This is a genomic window from Pseudomonas sputi (assembly GCF_021603585.1).
Classification (GTDB): domain Bacteria; phylum Pseudomonadota; class Gammaproteobacteria; order Pseudomonadales; family Pseudomonadaceae; genus Aquipseudomonas; species Aquipseudomonas sputi.
Window position 1 is genome coordinate 207578 of the sequence record NZ_BQHI01000001.1, and the last position, 21714, is coordinate 229291.

Genomic DNA, 21714 nt, shown 5'->3' on the forward strand with positions numbered 1-21714 from the left:
CGCTCTACAGGACAGGTCGCTTGACTCCAATAATAAAAAGGCCGAGCCATGTCACTCACCCTGGAGCACGTCAGCCGCACCGTCGAAGGCCAGACCTGGATCGACGATGCGAGCCTGAAATTCGAACCTGGATCCTTCAACGTTTTGCTCGGGCGCACGCTGTCCGGCAAGACCAGTCTGATGCGCCTGATGGCCGGTCTGGACAAGCCCGACAGCGGTCGGATCCTGATGAACGGCGTCGACGTCACCCAGCGTCCGGTGCGTTTGCGCAACGTATCGATGGTTTATCAGCAGTTCATCAATTACCCGACCATGACGGTGTTCGAGAACATCGCCTCGCCGCTGCGCCAGGCCGGGATCTCCAATGAGCAGATCCAGAGCAAGGTGCAGGAAACCGCGAAGATGCTGCGCATCGAAAAATTCCTGAAGCGCTATCCGCTGGAACTCTCCGGCGGCCAGCAACAGCGCACCGCCATGGCCCGGGCGCTGGTCAAGGATGCCGAATTGATCCTGTTCGACGAGCCGCTGGTCAACCTCGACTACAAACTGCGCGAAGAACTGCGCCAGGAAATGCGCGAGCTGTTCAAGGCGCGCCACACCATTGCCATCTACGCCACCACCGAACCCAACGAAGCGCTGGCGCTGGGCGGCACCACCACGATTCTTCATGAGGGCCGGGTGATCCAGAGTGGCCCTTCGACCGAGGTCTATCACCAGCCCAAAACCGTGCTGGCGGCTGAATTGTTCTCCGAGCCACCGATCAACCTGATGCCGGGGCGTATTGCGGGCAACGAAGTGAGCTTCGCCAACTTCGTGCACTTCCCGTTGAACGTCGACCTGCGGCCGGTGGGCGAGGGCGAGTTCCGCTTTGGCGTGCGCCCGAGCCACATCTCGCTGGTGCCGAGCAATGACGACGACCTGGAACTGGCGGTGACCGTCGAGGTGGCGGAGATCAGCGGTTCGGAAACCTTCCTGCACGTGCGCAACGAGCATTTCCTGCTGGTGCTGCATCTGCCGGGGGTTCACGAATACGACGTCGATGCGCCGATCCGCATTTATATCCCGACCCATAAACTGTTTGTGTTCGATGCGCAGGGCCGTCTGGTGCAGGCACCGGGCCGGCGCGTCGCGAGGGTTGCCTGATGGCCGAAATCCGTTTGCAGCACCTCGCCCACAGCTACAGCAAAACCCCGAGCGGGCCCGAGGATTATGCGATCCGCGAGATGGATCACATCTGGGAGCAGGGCGGTGCCTATGCCTTGCTCGGCCCTTCGGGCTGCGGCAAATCGACCTTGCTCAACATCATTTCCGGTCTGCTCAGCCCGTCCCAGGGGCATGTGCTGTTCGACGGCAAAGCGGTCAACGACCTGACCCCGGAGAAGCGCAACATCGCTCAGGTGTTCCAGTTCCCGGTGGTGTACGACACCATGACCGTGTTCGACAACCTCGCTTTTCCCCTGAGAAATCAGGGCCTGGCCGAGGCGAAAGTACACAGCAAGGTGCAGGAAATCGCCGAAGTCCTCGATCTGCAAAACCTGCTGAGCAAGAAGGCGCGCAACCTCACCGCCGACGAAAAACAGAAAGTCTCCATGGGCCGGGGCCTGGTGCGCGATGACGTGTCGGCGATCCTGTTCGACGAACCGCTGACGGTGATCGACCCGCACCTGAAATGGAAACTGCGGCGCAAGCTCAAGCAGATCCACGAGCAGTTCAACATCACCATGGTTTACGTCACCCACGATCAACTGGAGGCTTCGACCTTCGCCGACAAGATCGCGGTGATGTACGGCGGGCAGATCGTCCAGTTCGGCACGCCACGGGAATTGTTCGAGCGGCCGAGCCATACCTTTGTCGGCTACTTCATCGGCAGCCCGGGGATGAACCTGATCGAAGTGCAGCCGCAACCGGGCGGGGTCGGTTTCAATTCGACCCACCTGCCGCTGTCCGACGCCTTGCAGCGCCATATCGAACACGGTCAGTGGAAAAATCTGAAGGTCGGTATCCGTCCCGAGTTCATCCATGTGTGGGACGAGCCCTTTGATGACGCGATGCAGGCGCGGGTTGTACACGTCGAAGACCTCGGCACCTACAAGATCATGACCCTGGATCTCGATGGCGTACCGCTGAAAGTGCGTCTGGCCGAGGACAAACCGGTGCCCCAAGGCACGGCGTACATCAGTTTCCCGGCGCAGTGGCTGATGGTCTATGCCGACGAATTTCTGCTGGATGCCACCGACAGCGAGGTACAGCCATGAACAAAGTGCAGAACAACAAGGCCTGGTGGCTGGTGTTGCCGGTGTTTCTGCTGGTGGCGTTCAGTGCGGTCATCCCGATGATGACCGTGGTCAATTACTCGGTGCAGGACATCTTCGACCAGTCCAGCCGCTACTTCGTCGGCGCCGACTGGTACAAGCAGGTGCTGCTCGATCCGCGTCTGCATGACTCGTTGCTGCGCCAGTTCATCTACTCGGCGTGTGTGCTGCTGATCGAAATCCCGCTCGGCATCGCCATCGCGCTGACCATGCCGACCAAGGGTCGCTGGTCGTCGCTGGTGCTGATCGTGCTGGCGATTCCGCTGCTGATTCCATGGAACGTGGTCGGCACCATCTGGCAGATTTTCGGCCGCGCCGACATTGGCCTGCTCGGCTCAAGCCTCAACGCCATGGGCATCAGCTACAACTACGCGGCCAACACCATGGACGCCTGGGTCACCGTGCTGGTGATGGACGTCTGGCACTGGACTTCGCTGGTCGCGCTGTTGTGTTTCTCCGGGTTGCGGGCGATTCCCGACGTCTATTACCAGGCCGCACGGATCGACCGGGCATCGGCGTGGGCAGTTTTCCGGCACATTCAGTTACCGAAGTTGAAGAGCGTGCTGCTGATCGCGGTGATGCTGCGCTTCATGGACAGCTTCATGATCTACACCGAGCCGTTCGTGCTCACCGGCGGCGGGCCGGGTAACTCGACGACCTTCCTGAGTCAGACCCTGACCCAGATGGCCGTAGGCCAATTCGACCTGGGGCCGGCGGCGGCATTCTCGCTGGTGTACTTCCTGATCATCCTGCTGGTGTCCTGGCTGTTCTACACCGCCATGACCCACAACGATGCCAACCGCTGAGGCCCGGCCATGAGCAAAAGAAAGCTGATTCCACTGCTGCTCTACATCCTGTTCCTGCTGGTGCCGATCTACTGGCTGCTGAACATGTCGTTCAAGAGCAACACCGAAATCCTCGGTGGACTGACCCTTTTCCCACAGGATTTCACGCTGGCGAACTACAAGGTGATCTTCACTGATCCGAGCTGGTACACCGGCTATATCAACTCGCTGTACTACGTCAGTCTGAACACGATCATCTCTCTGACCGTGGCACTGCCGGCGGCCTATGCGTTTTCGCGCTACCGTTTTCTCGGCGACAAGCACCTGTTCTTCTGGCTGCTGACCAACCGCATGGCGCCGCCGGCAGTATTCCTGCTGCCGTTCTTCCAGCTGTATTCATCGATCGGGCTGTTCGACACCCACATCGCCGTGGCGCTGGCGCACTGCCTGTTCAACGTGCCGCTGGCGGTTTGGATTCTTGAAGGGTTCATGTCCGGGGTGCCGAAGGAGATCGACGAAACTGCCTACATCGACGGCTACAGTTTTCCCAAGTTCTTCGTGAAGATCTTCATTCCGTTGATCGGCTCCGGCATCGGAGTGACGGCGTTTTTCTGCTTCATGTTTTCCTGGGTCGAGCTACTGCTGGCACGCACGCTGACCTCGGTGAACGCCAAACCGATCGCGGCGGTGATGACGCGCACGGTGTCGGCATCCGGGATTGACTGGGGCGTACTGGCGGCGGCGGGGGTGTTGACTATTCTCCCCGGCATGCTGGTGATCTGGTTCGTTCGCAACCACGTGGCCAAGGGCTTTGCCCTGGGCCGGGTCTGAGGAACTGATGATGGAATGGATGAGCTGGACCGTCCCGACGGCGGCGTTTTTCATCGTGATTGGTTTGATCCTGGTGGGCATGACCACCTGGGAATTGCGCTCGCCGAGCATCTTGCGGCGAGGGTTTCTGCCGATTGCCACCACCCGTGGCGATCGCTTGTTCATCGGTCTTCTCGGCAGCGCCTACCTGCATCTGCTGGTAATCGGCGTGACCGACTGGAGCATCTGGGTAGCGTCCGCGTTGTCCCTGGTGTGGCTGTTGGCTGTGATGCGTTGGGGCTAGTCGAATCGCTCGGCAATCGTGCTCCGAAAACCTAACAGGAGGTCTCTATGTTCGATAAGAAAAATAAGCTGCGACATAGCATTTCATTGGCAGCCATGCTGGCACTCAGCGGTTTGAGCGCGTCCGCCTGGGCCGACGCCTACGAAGATGCCGCGAAAAAGTGGATCGGCAGCGAATTCAAGCCGTCGACTCTGACGCCTGAGCAGCAGCTTGAGGAACTGAAATGGTTCATCAAGGCCGCCGAGCCGTTTCGCGGGATGGACATCAAGGTCGTCTCGGAAACCCTGACCACCCACGAATATGAGTCCAAGGTGCTGGCCAAGGCCTTCAGCGAAATCACCGGCATCAAGCTGACCCACGACCTGCTGCAGGAAGGCGACGTCGTGGAAAAAATGCAGACGGTGATGCAGTCGGACAAAAACATCTACGACGGCTGGGTCAACGACTCGGACCTGATCGGTACACACTTTCGCTACGGCAAGACCGAATCGATCACCGACCTGATGGCCAACGAAGGCAAGAACTTCACTTCGCCGACCCTCGACATCAAGGACTTCATCGGCATCTCCTTCACCACCGCGCCGGACGGCAAGATCTATCAGTTGCCCGACCAGCAGTTCGCCAACCTGTACTGGTTCCGCGCCGACTGGTTCGAACGTGCCGACCTGAAAGCCAAGTTCAAGGAAAAGTACGGCTATGAACTGGGCGTGCCGGTGAACTGGTCGGCCTATGAAGACATTGCCAAATTCTTCAGTGAAGACGTCAAGGAAATCGACGGCAAGCGCATCTACGGGCACATGGACTACGGCAAGAAAGACCCGTCCCTGGGCTGGCGCTTCACCGATGCCTGGTTCTCCATGGCCGGTGGCGGCGACAAGGGCATTCCCAACGGTTTGCCGGTGGACGAGTGGGGGATTCGTGTCGAGGATTGCCACCCGGTCGGCTCCAGCGTGACCCGCGGCGGCGACACCAACGGTCCGGCGGCAGTGTTCGCCACCACCAAATACGTCGACTGGCTGAAGAAATACGCGCCACCGGAAGCGGCGGGCATGACCTTCTCCGAATCCGGCCCGGTGCCGTCCCAGGGCAACATCGCCCAGCAGATCTTCTGGTACACCGCGTTCACCGCCGACATGACCAAACCGGGCCTGCCGGTGGTCAACGCCGACGGCACGCCGAAATGGCGCATGGCGCCGTCGCCGCGTGGGCCGTATTGGGAAGAGGGGATGAAACTCGGTTATCAGGACGTGGGCTCGTGGACCTTCATGAAATCCACGCCTGAGAAACAGAAACTCGCAGCCTGGCTGTACGCGCAGTTCGTGACTTCGAAAACCGTGTCGCTGAAGAAAACCATCGTCGGCCTGACGCCGATTCGCGAGTCGGACATCAACTCGCAAGCGATGACCGATCTGGCGCCTAAACTCGGTGGTCTGGTCGAGTTCTACCGCAGCCCGGCCCGCGTGCAATGGACCCCGACCGGCACCAACGTGCCGGACTACCCACGCCTGGCGCAACTGTGGTGGAGCCACATCGCCGAAGCCGCCAGCGGCGAGAAGACCCCGCAACAGGCCCTCGACGGTCTGGCCAAGGATCAGGACGCGATCATGACCCGCCTGGAACGCTCCAAGGCCCAAGCGGTGTGCGCACCGAAAATGAACCCCGAGCGCGACGCGCAATACTGGTTCGACCAGCCGGGCGCACCAAAACCGAAACTGGCCAACGAGAAACCGAAAGGCGAAACCGTGAGCTACAACGAACTGCTCAAATCGTGGGAGGCGGCACGCAAGTAAGCGCTTTTGCGGGACGGAACGGCACCTTCGGGTGCCGTTTTTTTTAGTCCTCGATTTCACGTTTCACCGCTCGGCGCACCGCTTTGAGGAGGGCGTTTTCAAAGGCGTTGTGCCCGGCGTGCAACAGACGGCAGTGGATGTTCATGCGTTGCCTGAGCCAGCGCACGCTGGCCATGCCATGGGTGTCGTGGATGCCCTGGATCAGCAGGGTGTTGTCGTGGAGGGTCAGGCCTTCATCCTTGGGCGTGAAGAAATAGTGTTGCAGGTGGTAATGCAGTTCGAGGCGGATCGCGAGTACCGCTTCCTGATCGACGAAACGCTCCAGGGTGTCGGGGCAGATGGTCTGCCCTGTGCGACGTAAAACGGCATTCAGCCATTCGATGGCGGCGCGGTGTTGCTGCGATGGGCGGCCTTCGCCGAGGATCCGGTAGAGGTCCCTGGCGCGTTGGCCGGGCGATATTTGAGGCGACTGCGCCAACCCGTCATTGAGTGCCTGATCGTAGGCCCTGACATTGGCGGCGAAAGGTACGAACACCGAAACCAGTGTGGTTTTCAGCAGGTGCTGCGGGTAACGCTGCTGGTACTGAATCGCCAGCCAACTGCCCCATGACACCCCCAGCACACTGATCTTTTCGAAACCGAAATGCTGGCGCAGGGCGTCGATGTCTTCGACACACAGCCCGGTGGTGTTGTCCCGCAGTTCGCCATAGGGCGTCGAGCGCCCGCAACCCCGTTGGTCGAACAGGATGATGTCGAACCGCCCCGGGTCAAAGAATTGCAGGTGGTGACGGCTGATACGCCCGCCGGGACCGCCATGGAGGAAAAACACCGGTTCGTGTCCCGGAACACCATGGCGTTCCCAATAGAGTTGATGGCCGTCGCCGGTCGGGTAATAACCTCGGCTGTGCAGGGAGAAGGTCATGACGCCTGAACCGTCAGACGATAGAACTGGAACAGCTCGATTTGACCCGGCCGCGCCGCGACGCTGGATTCAAGTTTCAGGTTGTGGATGGAGGCAAGCCAGGTCACCGGGATCAACACCGGGGTGTGACCGAAGACGAGGATCGTGCCGCCGGGCTTGACGCAACGGATCAGCGATTCGAAGGCGGCCTGGGCCTCACGGCGGGTCATGACTTCGGCGTTGAGGAACCGCAGGATCAAGACATCGCAGCGGATGCCGGCATCGAAGGCCTCACTCGCCTCCAGTACATCGAACTCGACGGATGTTCCGCTGTGCCATCGCCTGGCGTGTTCGATCATCGAGGCCGAACGGTCACTGCCCAGGCACAGACAGTCCGGCAAGGCGCGGGCCAGATGGGCGATGAACGCGCCGGTCGAACAGGCCGGGTCGTAAATCAGTGCGGCTTTTTCAGTGATGGCCTGGAGCAGCCCGGCGCAGTATTCGCGCAAGTGGAGTTCGTCCGTGTTCAGCTGTTTGGCCAGTGACTCGTTGCATTGCCAGAAGCCTTGCGGGCAGACCGCTTCCCGGCCTGTCTCATCGAGCAGTGGAAAGGGAAACAGGATCTCGCTGTCAGCCTGATGCAAGGCGTACTCGAAGAACTGCGCTTTGTCCGCGGGGGAGGCCGCCCGATAGCCGATCGACAAGCCGTCATCACCCCACAATGAATGGCAATGCGGGCCAAACAACATGTCGGGCTTTAGCGCGCTGCTGGCCTGCCATCGGAAATGCCGGTCACGTTGCAGGAGCTTGCGGCCAACCCAGAGTTCATCGTTCACCCGCAGGAAAAAAACGTGATGCAGTCCGCTGCCACGCGGTTCGAGGAAGTGGCCAACAGCGCCATTCTCGTTGAGGTGATGGCGCATGGATCGGGCCAATGTCAGTTCCCGGTTGCGATCGAGTCGGTTCATGCGACTGGCCTCTCCAGGGTACGGCCCCGGGCTTGCGGGATGACGACGTTACCGCTGGAGACCACGAAGAAACGTTCCAGTCCGGGGATCACCACGTTGAGCAGGGTCGTGCCGAGCTCGGTTCGCTGCAGGACGGCTGCACCCAGCGTACGGCCATGGATGCGCAGGTCTTGAGTCAGCAAGTGAAGTTGATTTGCCACCGACAGGTCGTGACTGGAATCCGGCAGTCTCACCTCGTGTTGAACGCAGCGATGCAACAGCGTCTGCGTATCGAACTGCGCACAGCGCAGCAGACGCGGGAAGGGTTGCAGGTTGCGCAGTGCATTGGTCAGCGTCTGGTGGTACTCGGGTTCGCCGGCACTGAGTTGCAATTGCACCAGCTCAGTGAGCGCCCGCCGCGCCGCGTGGCGCGGGTCGAGGGAGCTGCCGCTGCCGAACACCTGAGGATGAGGGCCTGGCTTGGTCGTGAACGCCAGAAAGGTTCGCGTCTTGAACTCGGTGCTGATATCCACCAGCACGATTTCGCCGTCGATTTCCTCTTCGGCATCGTTCCATAGACGACCGAGTTCGTCGTTTTCAGAGAGACGCCTCACCCGTCGCAGTGGCGGATGGTTCTGGTAGTAAAAATGATCGAGCAGAAACAACGACACGGCGTCGCGTTCGATGCATTCGTTGGCGGCGTGCAGCATCGCTTCGTCGTACGTGGCGCCAATGGCGGTGCCGCTGTTGCTGGCGTAGCGCTGCACGGCGCGGTAGTCCGCCATGCCCGGTGACGAGGGCAAACGTGAGCCGTGCGGCGCAGTCAGCGCCAGCGGATAGGAAAACCGGTCATGCCACGGCGGACAGACATAGGTCCGGCAGGTGATGCGCACGTTTTGCTGGCAAGTGAGCCTGTGCAGAAGCGAGTCATCGGCAAACACCGGAGTGTCTTTGAAATAGTGTTCCGTTTCGTGGTGAACATCGGTGGTACAGAGCTCATCCGTCCAATAGTGCTCGAGCGCTTCATAGAGCGCGCCCAGGTGCGCCTGATCCGCATAGCCCTTGCCGGAGCCACGGGCATGACGGTTGCCGCAGCCATGAAGACTCGCCTGAACGGCAACCACTTTGCTGCCGAGGGTGCGGGTGTGGGTTGTGAGGCCCAGGCGAGAAAGTTCGGCATGAATACGTCGTTCTGCCTGATCGGCCGTGAGCTCACGCTCGGCCAACGTTGTCTTGTTCATGATTCCCTTCCTGGAAAGCCCGCAGGGGCACAAGGCCCCCACGGGTTCTGTCACTCGGCGTTGAGTTCCGCCTGTTCTTCCTCGGTCAGTTGCAGTGCTTCGATCTGCTCTGCCGAGGGCACTTCCTGCTCTTCCAGTTCATCGATCTGGTTGGCGTTCCAGCTGCCGATGTAGCCCATGATGTTGCTCCTTGGTTGTTGTTTGGGAGTGCTGTTGCAAGCACGAGCCGAATCTAAAAGGGCCTTGAGGGGGGGGTCAAAAATGTCCAGACGTTTCCAGTCGCGGGTTTCAGCGATGTCGAAATACGTACTGATAAAACGTGAATTGACGTGCCGGCGTCATCGGGCGGGCTTGTTTCTGAGGGGGCTGTACTGCGTGGCAACGGGCGAGCCACGGGAAAAAAACCAGCGGTTTGAGGCGTTCTGTCTTCAGCCTCTGTCAGACGTTTCGGCGCAGGGGCGACGCAAATTCGTACTGAAGGGGTTGCGCGGATCTATGGAGCACTTGTGCGGCGATTTTTCCCATGAGGTTTGAGAAAACACCGCACAAAACGGCTTGAAGGTTTAATGCCGTTCCCGGTGCATCACGGGAAACACCAGACTGAATACCGTCATCGCCCCCGGACGGCTTTGAACCTGGGCAGAGCCCTGATGCAGGGTCATGATCGAGTGCACGATGGCCAGCCCCAGACCGGTACTGCCCTGTGAGCGGGTGCGGCTGCTGTCGACCCGGTAAAAACGGTCGAACAGGTACGGCAGGTGCTGGGCTTCGATGCCCGCACCGGGATTGCTCACCCGCAATGACACCTCGTTCGGCGCCTGTTCGATGAACAGCGAAACGGTCTTGCCGCACGGGCAGTGGCGCAGGGCATTGGACAGCAGATTGGAAATCGCTCGCTGAATCATCAGCCGGTCCCCCGACACCTGAGCGCTGCCGATGACTTTCAGATCGATCTGTTTGTCCTGCACCGTCAGAGAAAACAGTTCGACCACTCTTAACGCCTCTTCTTCCAGGGCAATCGGCTCGAACGAGGCGTGCGCCGCAGGCTGGCTGGCCTGGGCCAGGAACAACATGTCCGAGACCATCCGCGCGACCCGCTCCAGCTCTTCGGTGCAGGACACCAGAACGTTGGTGTATTCCTCGACCGAGCGCTCCCGCGACAGCGTCACCTGGGCCTTGCCCATCAGGTTGTTGATCGGCGTGCGCAGCTCGTGGGCCAGGTCATCGGAGAATTGCGACAGTTGCTGCACGCCGCTGTCCAGGCGATCGAGCATGACGTTGATGCCCTGCGCCAGTTCGCTGAGTTCCTGGGGCATGTTCAGCACCGACAACCGATGATCGAGATCCTGCGTCGTCACTCGCGCCGCCACTTTGCGAAACTCGCGCAGCGGAGCCAGCCCTCGCTGCACGGCGCCCCAAGCGGTCAGACCGATGAATACCAGCAGCAACGGCAAGGCCACCAGCGTCGAGCGCAAATAAGCGCTGAGCAGCGCCTGATCGTGGGCGTTATCCATCGACAGCAGCACCGGTACGTTGCTGCCGTCCTTGAGGCGAATCAGCCTGGAGACGGTGAGAAACTTCGCGCCTTCGGCATCGGCGCTGTCGGTGTGGGTCAACTGATCGGTCGTCGCCCGTACCGCCTTTAACTCAACCCGTGGATCGGTCAGGCCCGAGCCCGATTTGAGCAGCGGGGTGCGCAGGTTGTTCAGGTCATAAATGGTCAGCGTCAGGTTGTCGTGCCCCATGACCTGATCGAGCAGAATGTGCGGCTTGGCGCTGATCTGCGCGGTGTCGAAGTACAGCGTCAGGCTGTGCTCGACCTGTTCCAGCTTCTTTTCCAGGCTGTCGCGCGATAGCGCGTTCAGCTCGTGGGTCAGGGCGAAGTACGCGAGGATCGCCAGGAACACCACCAGCAGCGCGCCGAGAATGCTGACCGTCAGACCCAGCCGCAGCGACAGGCTCGCAGGCTTCATTCCCGCGCCTCCAGCACATAGCCGACACCGCGCAGGGTGTGGATCAGTTTGTTGTCGAACGGGTCGTCGATCTTCGCCCGCAAGCGGCGGATCGAGACTTCGACCACATTGGTGTCGCAGTCGAAATTCATGTCCCACACCAGCGAGATGATCTGGGTGCGGGTCAGCACTTCGCCGCAATGGCGCATCAGCAGGTGCAGCAGGGCGAATTCCTTGGTGGTGAGGTCGATGCGCTGTGTCCCTCGGAAGGCCCGATGACGGCCCGGATCGAGTTCCAGATCGGCGACCTTGAGCACCTGCGGCACCGGGATGTTCTCGCTGCGACGCATCAAGGTGCGCACCCGGGCCAACAATTCGGGGAATTCGAACGGCTTGACCAGATAATCGTCGGCGCCCAGATCCAGCCCCCGGATCTTGTCCGCCAGCCGCCCGCGCGCGGTGAGCATCATCACCCGGGTGGAGTGGGTCCGACGCAGTTGTTCCAGCACGCTCCAGCCGTCGAGTTCCGGCAGGTTCACATCGAGGATGATCAGGTCATAAACCTGTTGTTGCGCCAGGTGCAAACCATCTGCGCCATTGACGGCGTGATCAACGATATAACCACTTTCGGTCAGGCCCTGATGCAAGTATTCGGCAGCTTTAAGCTCGTCCTCGACGACAAGGATTCGCATGATGTTTCACCACTTTTAATGAATGGGTATTTAACTAAGTGAGTCTGGAAGTTGCAGTTTTTTGTAGGGGCTTCCTGACGGACTTTGTAACTGAGTGGCGTGCACGGTAAAGGCTGTAGTGGCTACAGAGTCAACGCCTGAGCCCTTTAAATCGGCCATCCGCGACAGCCTGTCGCAGTGGAATGGCAAATTTTTCACGACTTTAATTTCGGCAAGTGCTATCCGGCAGATAACTAACGTACATTTGTTTCGATGTATTGCAGCAAAGCCATTCGAACTTCGAATCCTAGAGCAAAACAACTTCGGTATACCGTGGATAACGGATTTGTAATGTTCACGTCACCTTGTCGATAAGTTCAAAACCCTACCGTGGCGCCATCAACGATTCTTGATTGAAGGAAGCCTTTCATTGTCCGGTTTAATAGAACTGACGGCGCGATCACGCCTGAAAAAAACCGCCAGCGGCCTCTTGTTGCTGGCCTGTGCCAGCTTGGCCAACGCATCGACTTTGACCCTTGATCAGGCCCTGCAAGCCGCTCTCGCCGGCAACCCGGAGCTGGCCGCCGCGCAGTGGGAAATCGGCATTGCCGAGGGTGACCGCAAGCAGGCCGGGCTGATCCCCAACCCCGAGGTGTCGTGGGAGGCCGAAGACACCCGGCGTGAATCGCGCACCACCACGGTGATGCTCAGCCAGCCTATCGAGCTGGGCGGCAAGCGTGGCGCGCGGATCGAGGTGGCGAGCCGTGCGCAGGATGCCGCCGGCATTGAACTGGAGCGCAAGCGCAACGCCCTGCGCGCCGACGTGCTTCAAGCGTTCAACGGTGCGCAGACCGCGCAGCAACGTTTGCAACTGGCCCGGCAGTCGCTGCAACTCGCCGAGCACGGTTTGCGTGTGGCTCAGGGGCGGATCGAGGCGGGCAAGTCGTCGCCGGTGGAAGGCACGCGGGCGCAAGTGCAGCTTTCGCAAGTGCGCCTGGAATTGAGCCGCGCCGAGCGTGATCAGGCCAATGCGTACCAGCAATTGGCACAGGTCATGGGCGCACCGTTGCCAACCTCGACCACGGTGCAGACCGCAACTCAAAGTCTGCCCAGCGTACCGCCGCCCACCCGTTTGCTTGAGCGTCTGAACGAGACCGCGGAGCTGCGGCTTGCCAGGTTGCAGATCGATCAACGCGAGGCGTCGCTGGGGCTGGAAAAGTCCCAGCGGATTCCCGATCTCACCGTCAGCATCGGCAGCCAGTACAGCGAAACCGAGCGCGAGCGGGTCAACGTTGTCGGGCTGTCGATGCCGATTCCGTTGTTCAACCGCAATCAGGGCAACGTGCTGGCGGCGGCGCGGCGTACCGATCAGGCGCGGGACCTGCGCAACGCCACCGAACTGCGCTTGCGCACCGAAATCCAGACCACGCTGGCGCAATGGCAGACCGCCAACGGCGAAATCCAGGCGTTCGACCAGACCATCCTGCCCGCCGCGCAACGTGCGGTCGACAGTGCCACTCGTGGTTTCGAAATGGGCAAGTTCGGCTTCCTCGACGTGCTCGATGCCCAGCGCACATTGATCGCCGCTCGCAGCCAATACCTCCAGGCGGTGAGCGAGGCGACCGACGCCCGGGTCCGTATCGAACGCATCTTCGGCGACCTCAGCGCCCACCCTTGAATTTCAACATTCTGATGACTGCGCGATGGTTTGGCGCAGAGGAGTTTCCATGGAAAAAAAACTGATCGTGGTCGCTGCGGCGACCTTGGTGTTGGGCATTGGTATCGGCTCGATGTGGGGCGGTAACGGGTCTATCGACGCCCATGCCGATGAAGCGGCGGAACACGCCGATCACGCCGAAGAAGGCGCCGCTGCTGACGGCGAGCACGACGAAGAAGGGCACATCGAATTGACTGCCGAGCAGATCGCGGCGGCGGGGATTCAACTGGCCGCCGCCCAGGCGCAGAACTTCAGCCTCGGTCTGTCGTTCCCCGGCGAGGTGCGCTTCGACGAGGACCGCACCGCGCACGTGGTGCCGCGTGTGCCGGGCGTGGTCGAGTCGGTGTCGGTCAATCTCGGGCAGTCGGTGAAGAAGGGCCAGTTGCTGGCCGTGATCGCCAGTCAGCAGATCTCCGATCAGCGCAGCGAACAGGCGGCTGCGCAACGTCGTTTGGCCCTGGCCCGTACGACGTTCGAGCGCGAGCAGAAACTGTGGCAGGACAAGATCTCCGCCGAGCAGGATTTCCTTCAGGCACGTCAGGCTCTGGAAGAAGCCGAAATCGCCGTGAGCAATGCCCGGCAAAAGATCAGCGTGCTCAGCGGCAGCGTGGTCGCCACCGGTGGCAATCGCTATGAACTGCGGGCGCCTTTTGACGGTGTGGTGGTGGAAAAACACCTGACGCCAGGGGAGGTGGTCGATGAAACCACGGCGGCGTTCACGCTCTCGGATCTGTCGCGGGTGTGGGTCACGTTCGGTGTTTCACCGAAGGACCTGAACAAGGTGCAAGTGGGCAAACCCGTCACCGTCAGCGCGGCAGAGTTGAACGCCGAAGTCAGCGGCACCGTGGCTTACGTTGGCAGCCTGCTCGGCGAACAGACCCGCACCGCGACCGTACGCGTCACCCTGGAAAACCCGCAGGGTTCCTGGCGGCCTGGCCTGTTCGTCACGGCGCGGGTCGCGACCGACAGCCGTCAGGCCCAAGTTGCGGTACCGGAAACCGCGATTCAGACCGTCGAGGACAAACCCACGGTGTTCATCCGCACCGACGACGGCTTCAAGGCGCAAGCGGTGGAGCTGGGCAGTCGCGCGGCCGGCCATGTGGAAATCACCCAAGGACTGGAGCCGGGCGTGCAAGTGGCCAGCGCCGGCAGCTTCGTCCTCAAATCGGAGCTGGGCAAAGCCTCGGCCGAGCACAGTCATTAATCGCGGAAGACGCCCATGTTCGAACGCCTGATCCAGTTTGCCATTGAGCAGCGCATCATCGTGCTGCTCGCCGTTCTGCTCATGGCCGGCCTCGGCATCGCCAGTTATCAGAAACTGCCGATCGACGCCGTGCCCGATATCACCAACGTCCAGGTGCAGATCAACACCGGCGCGGCCGGGTTCTCGCCGCTGGAAACCGAGCAGCGCATCACCTTTCCGATTGAAACCGCGATGGCCGGTTTGCCGGCGCTGGAGCAGACCCGCTCGCTGTCGCGCTCGGGGTTGTCCCAGGTCACGGTGATCTTCAAGGACGGCACCGACCTGTTCTTTGCCCGGCAACTGGTCAACGAGCGGTTGCAGTCGGCCAAGGAGCAATTGCCCGAAGGTGTGGAAGCGGTGATGGGGCCGATTTCCACCGGGCTCGGCGAGATCTTTTTGTGGACGGTCGAGACCAAGGAGGGCGCGCTGAAAGATGACGGCACGTCCTACACGCCGACCGACTTGCGGGTGATCCAGGACTGGATCATCAAGCCGCAACTGCGCAACGTCCCCGGCGTGGCGGAGATCAACACCATCGGCGGTTTTGCCAAGGAATATCAGATAGCGCCCGATCCGAAAAAACTCGCGGCCTACAAACTGACCCTCACCGATCTGGTGACGGCGCTGGAGCGCAACAACGCCAACGTCGGCGCCGGGTACATCGAGCGCAGCGGCGAGCAGTTGCTGATTCGCGCACCGGGCCAGGTGGCGAGCACCGAGGACATCGCCAACATCGTCATGGCCAATGTCGACGGCACGCCGATCCGCATCAAAAACGTCGCCACCGTGGACATCGGCCGCGAACTGCGCAGCGGCGCCGCCACGGAAAATGGCCGCGAGGTGGTGCTCGGCACGGTGTTCATGCTGATCGGCGAAAACAGTCGCACAGTTTCCCAGGCCGTCGCCACGAAGCTTGAACAGATCAACAAATCCTTGCCCGCGGGCGTGATCGCGGTGCCGGTGTACGACCGCACGCATCTGGTCGACAAAGCCATCGCCACGGTGAAGAAGAACCTCGTCGAAGGCGCGATTCTGGTGATCGCGATCCTGTTTCTGTTCCTCGGCAACATCCGCGCTGCGCTGATCACGGCGATGGTGATTCCGCTGTCGATGCTGTTCACCTTCACCGGCATGTTCAGCAACAAGGTCAGCGCCAACCTGATGAGCCTCGGCGCGCTGGACTTCGGGATCATTGTCGACGGCGCGGTGGTGATCGTCGAAAACACCCTGCGCCGGCTGGCCCATGCGCAGCAGCATCACGGGCGCCTGCTGACGCGATCCGAGCGTTTCCATGAAGTGTTTGCGGCGGCAAAAGAAGCGCGGCGACCGCTGATTTTCGGCCAGCTGATCATCATGATCGTGTACCTGCCAATTTTCGCCCTGAGCGGTGTCGAAGGGAAAATGTTCCACCCGATGGCGTTCACCGTGGTCATCGCGTTGCTCGGCGCCATGTTGTTGTCCGTAACCTTTGTGCCGGCGGCGATTGCGCTGTTCGTGACCGGCAAGGTCAAGGAAGAAGAGGGCGTGGTGATGCGCGGCGCGCGTCGCGTTTATGCACCGGCGCTGCACTGGGTCATGTGCCATCGGACGATGGCGGTCGGCGCGGCGTTGGGGGTGATCGTGCTCAGTGGCGTGGTTACCGGTCGTATGGGCAGCGAGTTTGTGCCGAGCCTCAGCGAAGGTGATTTCGCCTTGCAGGCATTGCGCGTGCCGGGTACCAGCCTGACGCAATCGGTGGACATGCAGCGGCGGCTGGAAACGTTGATCCTCAATAAAGTGCCGGAAGTCGAGCGCGTGTTCGCCCGCACCGGCACCGCGGAAATCGCTTCCGATCCGATGCCGCCGAACATCTCCGACAGCTACGTGATGCTCAAGCCCAAAGAGCAATGGCCGGACCCGGGCAAGTCCCGCGAAACCCTGATGGCCGAACTGCAACAGGCCGCGGCCACGCTGCCGGGCAGCAACCATGAACTGTCGCAGCCGATCCAGTTGCGCTTCAACGAGCTGATCTCCGGCGTGCGCAGCGACGTGGCGGTCAAGGTGTTCGGTGATGACATGGACGTGCTCAACGCCACGGCGGCGAAGATTGCCGCCGCGATGCAGAAGGTCGACGGTGCGTCCGAGGTCAAGGTCGAGCAAACCACCGGTCTGCCGGTGCTGACCATCAACATCGACCGCGACAAAGCCGCGCGTTACGGGCTCAACGTTGGCGATGTGCAGGACACCATCGCCGTGGCCGTCGGTGGGCAAAAGGCCGGGACGCTGTATGAAGGTGACCGTCGATTCGACATGGTGGTGCGGTTGTCCGACGCCATGCGCAAGGACATTGAAGGGCTGTCGGCGCTGCTGATTCCAGTGCCGGCGGCTGGCGGTGACGCAGCTAGTCAGATCGGTTTCATTGCACTGAAGGACGTTGCCAGCCTCGATCTGGTGCTGGGGCCGAATCAGGTCAGCCGCGAAAACGGCAAACGGCTGGTGATCGTCAGCGCCAACGTGCGTGGGCGCGACATCGGTTCTTTTGTCGCCGAGGCGGGCGAGGCGATCGAGCGTGACGTGCAGGTGCCGGCGGGTTACTGGACCACCTGGGGCGGGCAGTTCGAGCAACTGCAATCGGCGGCCAAGCGCTTGCAGATCGTGGTGCCGGTGGCGTTGCTGCTGGTGTTCGGATTGCTGTTCATGATGTTCAACAACCTCAAGGACGGCTTGCTGGTGTTCACCGGGATTCCGTTTGCGCTGACCGGCGGGGTTATGGCGTTGTGGTTAAGGGACATCCCGTTGTCGATCTCGGCGGGTGTCGGGTTTATCGCGTTGTCCGGTGTGGCGGTGCTCAACGGGCTGGTGATGATCGCGTTCATTCGCAACCTGCGGGAGGAGGGGCGTTCGCTGTCCGAAGCGATTCACGAAGGTGCGCTGACGCGATTGCGCCCGGTGCTGATGACGGCGTTGGTGGCGTCCCTGGGCTTCATTCCAATGGCTCTGGCGACCGGCACCGGGGCCGAGGTGCAGCGACCGTTGGCGACGGTGGTGATTGGCGGGATCCTGTCCTCGACCATTCTCACGTTGCTGATCCTGCCGGCGCTGTATCAGCTGGCGCATCGCCGGGACGAGGAATTGCCCACTGCTGGCTAGGCACTTTTGGCCCTGACAACAGGCCAGCGATTGCGGGCCTTTCTACATGACGGATATGTAATTTCAGCGCCACCGTCACGAAAGGTTCGGATTGTTACCTTGATCCCGTCAGTGACTTGAATGAGGAATCAACGATGAAACTTGCACAGATTGGCGCGTTTGCCGTGGCTCTGATGATGTCTTCCCTGGTGTTGGCCGAAGGCGGCGGCGACCGCACTTTCGACAGAATGATGGCTGCCAGTGACCGCTCGATGGAGGTGTTTGCTGCGAAGGAAAAGGCCCGTGATCCGGTCGTCGTGAACGACAAGAAGGACGACAAGACCCAAGACCTGTAAGCGTGTCGCCAATGAATGAGCCCGTCATCGCGCATCGATGATGGGTTTTTTTATGAGTCGTGTTTTGAAGGAAACGAATATGAAAACGCTAAAGCTGTTGGCGTTCACCGCTGTCATGGCGATGTCCTTGAATGTGTTGGCCGAAGGCGGTGGCGACAGAACGTTCGACCGGGCGCTCAGCGCCAGCACCAAAGCCATGGAGCAGTACGCGGCCAGTCAGGGCAAAGCGGCGCCGGTGGTCAAGGAATACGAGTACGGAATGAAGCTGGATGTGAAGAAGGTGGTGAGTGTTGTCCGGCCGAAAAATGAATGCGCGGTCGTGCCGGCTGCAATGACTTATGAAGACTCGAAGGGCGAGCTCAATACGGTCATTTACAACGTAATGGGCAATTGTCGTCAGCAGGGTGGCTGACGCTCATTCCGGCTGAAGCGCCCGGTTCATGTTCAGTGAGTCGGGCTTTTTTTCATCCATAAAAAAGGCGTCCCGAAGGACGCCAAAGATTCACCTCTTACCAAAGGAGCAAGGAGCTTCTAAAGGTGAATGGGCATTGCTCGTGAAACTCAGAGAATCGCCAGCGGGTATTCGACGATTACCCGCACTTCATCCAGATCCGACTCGAATGCGGTGGCCCGGGTCGTGGCCTGGCGCAGACGCAGCGACAGGTCTTTCATCGAACCGCTTTGCACCACGTATTTGACTTCGATATCACGCTCCCAGCGCTTTTGGTCGGTCAGCGGATTGCCGTCGGCATCGCGGCGCATGTACACGGCGTTGGCGTTGGAGTAATCGGCGTCGGTGCCGCGTGCGTAACGGGTCATGAACGACAGGCCTGGCACGCCATAGGGGGTCATGTCGAGGTCGTAGCGCGCCATCCACGAACGCTCTTTCGGCGAGTTGAAGTCGCTGTACTGGATCGAGTTGTCGAGGAAGATCGAGTCGGACTGGCGCAGATAATCGAAGTCGTCGTTGCCGTTGTTGCGCTGGTGGGAGAGGGCGACGGAGTGGGCGCCGAGCTTCACGCCAACGCGGCCGCTCCAGATGTTGTTGTCGAACTCGCCGAGCAACCGTTTACCTTCGTCGACCGCCTTGTAGTAATTCAGGCCGCCGAACAGCGACAGGTCATCCGACAGCGGATACGTCCAGGCGGTGCCGGCGTAATACTGGTTCCAGGCATCTTTGAGGCGGCTGGAGTACAGGCTGAAACTGAGGTTTTTGTTCAGCGCGTAATCGCCGCCGCCGTAAGCGATCCACGGCGAATTGACCGGGCCGGCATAGAAGGTCGCGAAGTTCTCGCGCAGGTCGCTGGACACCGGTTGGCTCATCGCATGCAACCGCCCGCCCTGAATCGACAGACCTTCGATGCTGGTGTTGGACGCCGTCACACCGCGAAAGCTTTCCGGCAGCAATCGCGAATCGCCCGCCGCGACCACCGGGTTGGCCGGGAACACATCGCCGACCTTCACCACGGTATCGAAAGCGCGCACTTTGGCGGCGCCACCGACCTTGGTGTATTCGTCCCGCGCTTTACCGTCGCTGTTGACCGGCAGTACATCGAACGAACTGCGGCCACCGTTGCGGCCGTCGCCGGTGTCGAGCTTCAGGCCGATCATCGCAAACGCATCCACCCCGACCCCGACGGTGCCCTGGGTGAAGCCGGATTCGAACTTGCCGATGATGCCGTGGGCCCAGGCTGCGGAATATCCATTGCCGGTGGGGCTGGACTGGCCGTTGCGGTGGTCACGGTTGAAGTAAAGGTTACGGTTGAGCACCGTCAGGCTGCTGCCTTCGATAAACCCTTCGGGTTTTTCTTCTGCAAACACCGTGGACGGCCCGGCACCGACAACCACTGCCAGAGCGGCCATCGATATTTTTGTGTTGTTAACCATCAATCACTCCTTGGGTTCGGCAGAACGGGAACGTGCGTCGGCGTGGGTTTTATTGTTCGACGGGCAAGGGCCCGCCGGCATGGTCGCCGGGTGACATCGTTGCAGGCTGCGGATAACGCGGAGGTGATGGGGGAATTACAATTTTGTTAGATCCCGGAAGTCAGGTCAGTGCCGCAAGGTGGTCGATCGTTTGTGGAAAACGCTCGACCAGTCGAATGAGTGTCGTCGCTTGGGCATTTGGCGTTGCTCGACCTTGTTCCCAGTTTTCGAGGGTTCGAGTGTTGGTTCGCAGGTACATGGCGAAAACTGACCGGGAGAGGTTGAGTTGCTGGCGGATCGCAACAACTTCCTCGGCAGTGATCGGCAATAGTTTGGGTAACTGGACTTTGTGGGTGCGAAGGGTGACCTTGCCTTGGCGCTCGTCGGCCAAAGCCTCAAGGCCCTCCATCAGTTCGGAAAAAATGTCACGTTTCATATTTGGGTTCTCGTGTTGATTTCTGTATCCAGCGCCTGTTTGAAGACTCTTTTCTGGGAAGGCAACAGATCGTCTTGCTCGTTTTTGCTGTACACGGTGAACAACCAGAACTGGTCGAAACCAGACCACCAGTAATAAATCACTCGTAATCCGCTGCGCTTGCCCTTACCGCGTCGTTGGTCGCAGAAGCGAATTTTACGCAGCCCGCCCGTGCCTTCGATGAGATCGCCCGCTTCAGGATTTTTCAGCAGCTCCAACTGAAAGCTGCGGAACAGATCATCATCCAAGTAGTCGTCCCGGTGCTTCTGGAACGCGGGTAATTCGATAAAAAGAGCATCCATGTTCTGTACGTTACCTGCGTATAGTTTTGTCCCGATGATCGAATTGGTCAAGGCCTCCAGGCCATCCTTTTCGCCCCCTTTTCAACGGTAGTCACCAATAGTAAAAACACCTGTAGGACGAGTCGGCCACTGTGGTGGGAACGTTCGACTGTTTAGGGAAGAGCCTTGCGATTGACGCGCCGGAACAATCCGCAGCACTATCTGCCCATGACTGCCCAACTTCAAAAAACCATGATGTGCTCCTCTATGACCGCTTCCGGCGGGCCATAAGGTCATGCATGTCTGGTCAATGACGTGTAACCCTAAGCCCCGCCAGAAATGGACGGGGCTTTTTCATTGCCCGTCCGCACATGGCTCAAGGAGAGAGAAATGTTCGAAATGAAAAGAGCCAACCCGGACGATGCCGGAATAGCGTTCGAGATTCGGCGACTGGCGATCCGGCATCAATGCATCGGTGCCTACAGCGAGCAGCAAATGCTCGACTGGACAAAGGGCTCGGCGGCAGACGGTTATGACACGCTCATGCAAAAGCATTTCTATCTGGGTTGCGTTGAGGGTGAGCCCGTGGCAACCGGCATGCTCGATCTGGAGCACTGCGAGATCGGCGCAATCTTCATTCATCCGGATTTCATGCAGCGCGGGCTGGGTAAGCGAGTGCTGCAGTTTCTGGAAGCGCTGGCACAGGATCTGGGACTGGCAGAGGTTTGTCTGGATGCGACGTTGAATGCCGCTGACTTTTATCGGCGTTGCGGTTACGTCGGAGAGGGGAGTGCGATCTATCAATCGCCTTCAGGTCTGCAACTGGTGTGCGTGCCGATGGTGAAAAAATTAAAGACGGTCTAGACGCAAAAACGGCACCCGAAGGTGCCGTTTC

General features: G+C 60.2%; 21 protein-coding genes. 12 read left to right on the top strand and 9 right to left on the bottom strand.

The genetic code is table 11. From position 1 onward, the window contains the following. The first annotated feature begins 48 nt into the window (after nucleotides 1–48). Genes L6D81_RS00955 through L6D81_RS00980 form a run of 6 tightly spaced genes read left to right on the top strand, consistent with a single transcriptional unit; the run spans nucleotide 49 to nucleotide 6001 of the window. Complete coding sequence (locus L6D81_RS00955) at nucleotides 49–1143, top strand: ABC transporter ATP-binding protein (RefSeq protein WP_085690014.1); 1095 nt, start codon at nucleotides 49–51, stop codon at nucleotides 1141–1143. After that, entirely contained in the window at nucleotides 1143–2255 is a 1113-nt protein-coding gene (locus L6D81_RS00960) for an ABC transporter ATP-binding protein (RefSeq protein ID WP_236177534.1), read from the top strand. The genes L6D81_RS00955 and L6D81_RS00960 overlap by 1 nt, the downstream gene beginning before the upstream one ends. Next, on the top strand, nucleotides 2252–3118 hold the full coding sequence (locus L6D81_RS00965; protein ID WP_236177535.1) for a carbohydrate ABC transporter permease: 867 nt from the start codon (nucleotides 2252–2254) through the stop codon (nucleotides 3116–3118). The genes L6D81_RS00960 and L6D81_RS00965 overlap by 4 nt, the downstream gene beginning before the upstream one ends. 9 nt (nucleotides 3119–3127) lie before the next feature. Next, complete coding sequence (locus L6D81_RS00970) at nucleotides 3128–3928, top strand: carbohydrate ABC transporter permease (RefSeq protein ID WP_007951486.1); 801 nt, start codon at nucleotides 3128–3130, stop codon at nucleotides 3926–3928. Between the two features lie 10 nt (nucleotides 3929–3938). Beyond that, the gene (locus L6D81_RS00975; RefSeq protein ID WP_039767461.1) at nucleotides 3939–4211 is read left to right on the top strand and encodes a DUF2160 domain-containing protein; all 273 of its coding nucleotides are present in this window, start codon (nucleotides 3939–3941) and stop codon (nucleotides 4209–4211) included. 47 nt (nucleotides 4212–4258) lie between these two features. Next, entirely contained in the window at nucleotides 4259–6001 is a 1743-nt protein-coding gene (locus L6D81_RS00980; RefSeq protein ID WP_236177536.1) for an ABC transporter substrate-binding protein, read from the top strand. Nucleotides 6002–6044: 43 nt separating this feature from the next. Here L6D81_RS00980 and L6D81_RS00985 read toward each other — a convergent pair whose 3' ends face one another. From L6D81_RS00985 to L6D81_RS01005, 6 genes are all read right to left on the bottom strand, one after another. After that, nucleotides 6045–6923 carry an alpha/beta fold hydrolase gene (locus L6D81_RS00985; protein WP_236177537.1) on the bottom strand — a complete coding sequence of 293 codons (879 nt, stop codon included), beginning with the start codon at nucleotides 6921–6923 and terminating at the stop codon, nucleotides 6045–6047. Beyond that, the gene (locus tag L6D81_RS00990; protein ID WP_236177538.1) at nucleotides 6920–7870 is read right to left on the bottom strand and encodes a class I SAM-dependent methyltransferase; all 951 of its coding nucleotides are present in this window, start codon (nucleotides 7868–7870) and stop codon (nucleotides 6920–6922) included. The genes L6D81_RS00985 and L6D81_RS00990 overlap by 4 nt, the downstream gene beginning before the upstream one ends. Continuing rightward, complete coding sequence (locus tag L6D81_RS00995) at nucleotides 7867–9090, bottom strand: YcaO-like family protein (RefSeq protein WP_236177539.1); 1224 nt, start codon at nucleotides 9088–9090, stop codon at nucleotides 7867–7869. Before L6D81_RS00995 ends, L6D81_RS00990 begins: the two co-directional genes overlap by 4 nt. Before the next feature lie 50 nt (nucleotides 9091–9140). Then, nucleotides 9141–9269, bottom strand: a complete 129-nt coding sequence (locus L6D81_RS29480; RefSeq protein ID WP_276574189.1) for a hypothetical protein — start codon at nucleotides 9267–9269, stop codon at nucleotides 9141–9143. Nucleotides 9270–9653: 384 nt separating this feature from the next. Beyond that, nucleotides 9654–11063 carry a heavy metal sensor histidine kinase gene (locus L6D81_RS01000; protein ID WP_236177540.1) on the bottom strand — a complete coding sequence of 470 codons (1410 nt, stop codon included), beginning with the start codon at nucleotides 11061–11063 and terminating at the stop codon, nucleotides 9654–9656. Continuing rightward, on the bottom strand, nucleotides 11060–11734 hold the full coding sequence (locus tag L6D81_RS01005) for a heavy metal response regulator transcription factor (RefSeq protein WP_236177541.1): 675 nt from the start codon (nucleotides 11732–11734) through the stop codon (nucleotides 11060–11062). The genes L6D81_RS01000 and L6D81_RS01005 overlap by 4 nt, the downstream gene beginning before the upstream one ends. Nucleotides 11735–12143: 409 nt before the next feature. On the opposite strand from L6D81_RS01005, the gene L6D81_RS01010 reads away from it, so the two are divergent. From L6D81_RS01010 to L6D81_RS01030, 5 genes are all read left to right on the top strand, one after another. Next, complete coding sequence (locus L6D81_RS01010; protein WP_236177542.1) at nucleotides 12144–13391, top strand: TolC family protein; 1248 nt, start codon at nucleotides 12144–12146, stop codon at nucleotides 13389–13391. A 49-nt stretch (nucleotides 13392–13440) separates the two neighbouring features. After that, complete coding sequence (locus tag L6D81_RS01015) at nucleotides 13441–14634, top strand: efflux RND transporter periplasmic adaptor subunit (RefSeq protein ID WP_236177543.1); 1194 nt, start codon at nucleotides 13441–13443, stop codon at nucleotides 14632–14634. A 15-nt stretch (nucleotides 14635–14649) separates the two neighbouring features. Then, a complete protein-coding gene (locus L6D81_RS01020; protein WP_236177544.1) occupies nucleotides 14650–17802 on the top strand; it encodes a CusA/CzcA family heavy metal efflux RND transporter in 3153 nt (1050 codons plus the stop codon). 134 nt (nucleotides 17803–17936) lie between these two features. Next, nucleotides 17937–18137 carry a co-regulatory protein PtrA N-terminal domain-containing protein gene (locus L6D81_RS01025; protein ID WP_236177545.1) on the top strand — a complete coding sequence of 67 codons (201 nt, stop codon included), beginning with the start codon at nucleotides 17937–17939 and terminating at the stop codon, nucleotides 18135–18137. Between the two features lie 79 nt (nucleotides 18138–18216). Beyond that, complete coding sequence (locus L6D81_RS01030) at nucleotides 18217–18549, top strand: DUF2790 domain-containing protein (protein ID WP_236177546.1); 333 nt, start codon at nucleotides 18217–18219, stop codon at nucleotides 18547–18549. 149 nt (nucleotides 18550–18698) lie between these two features. On the opposite strand, the gene L6D81_RS01035 is transcribed toward L6D81_RS01030, so the two are convergent. The 3 genes from L6D81_RS01035 to L6D81_RS01045 all read right to left on the bottom strand — a co-directional run bounded on the left by L6D81_RS01035 (nucleotide 18699) and on the right by L6D81_RS01045 (nucleotide 20840). Further along, entirely contained in the window at nucleotides 18699–20024 is a 1326-nt protein-coding gene (locus L6D81_RS01035; RefSeq protein WP_236177547.1) for an OprD family porin, read from the bottom strand. Nucleotides 20025–20184: 160 nt separating this feature from the next. After that, nucleotides 20185–20499, bottom strand: coding sequence for a helix-turn-helix domain-containing protein (locus L6D81_RS01040; RefSeq protein WP_007951468.1), 315 nt, complete (start codon nucleotides 20497–20499; stop codon nucleotides 20185–20187). Next, complete coding sequence (locus L6D81_RS01045) at nucleotides 20496–20840, bottom strand: toxin (protein ID WP_096822369.1); 345 nt, start codon at nucleotides 20838–20840, stop codon at nucleotides 20496–20498. The genes L6D81_RS01040 and L6D81_RS01045 overlap by 4 nt, the downstream gene beginning before the upstream one ends. A gap of 369 nt (nucleotides 20841–21209) precedes the next feature. Between L6D81_RS01045 and L6D81_RS01050 the strand changes: the two genes are divergently transcribed. Next, complete coding sequence (locus L6D81_RS01050; protein WP_236177548.1) at nucleotides 21210–21683, top strand: GNAT family N-acetyltransferase; 474 nt, start codon at nucleotides 21210–21212, stop codon at nucleotides 21681–21683. Nucleotides 21684–21714 lie beyond the last annotated feature (31 nt).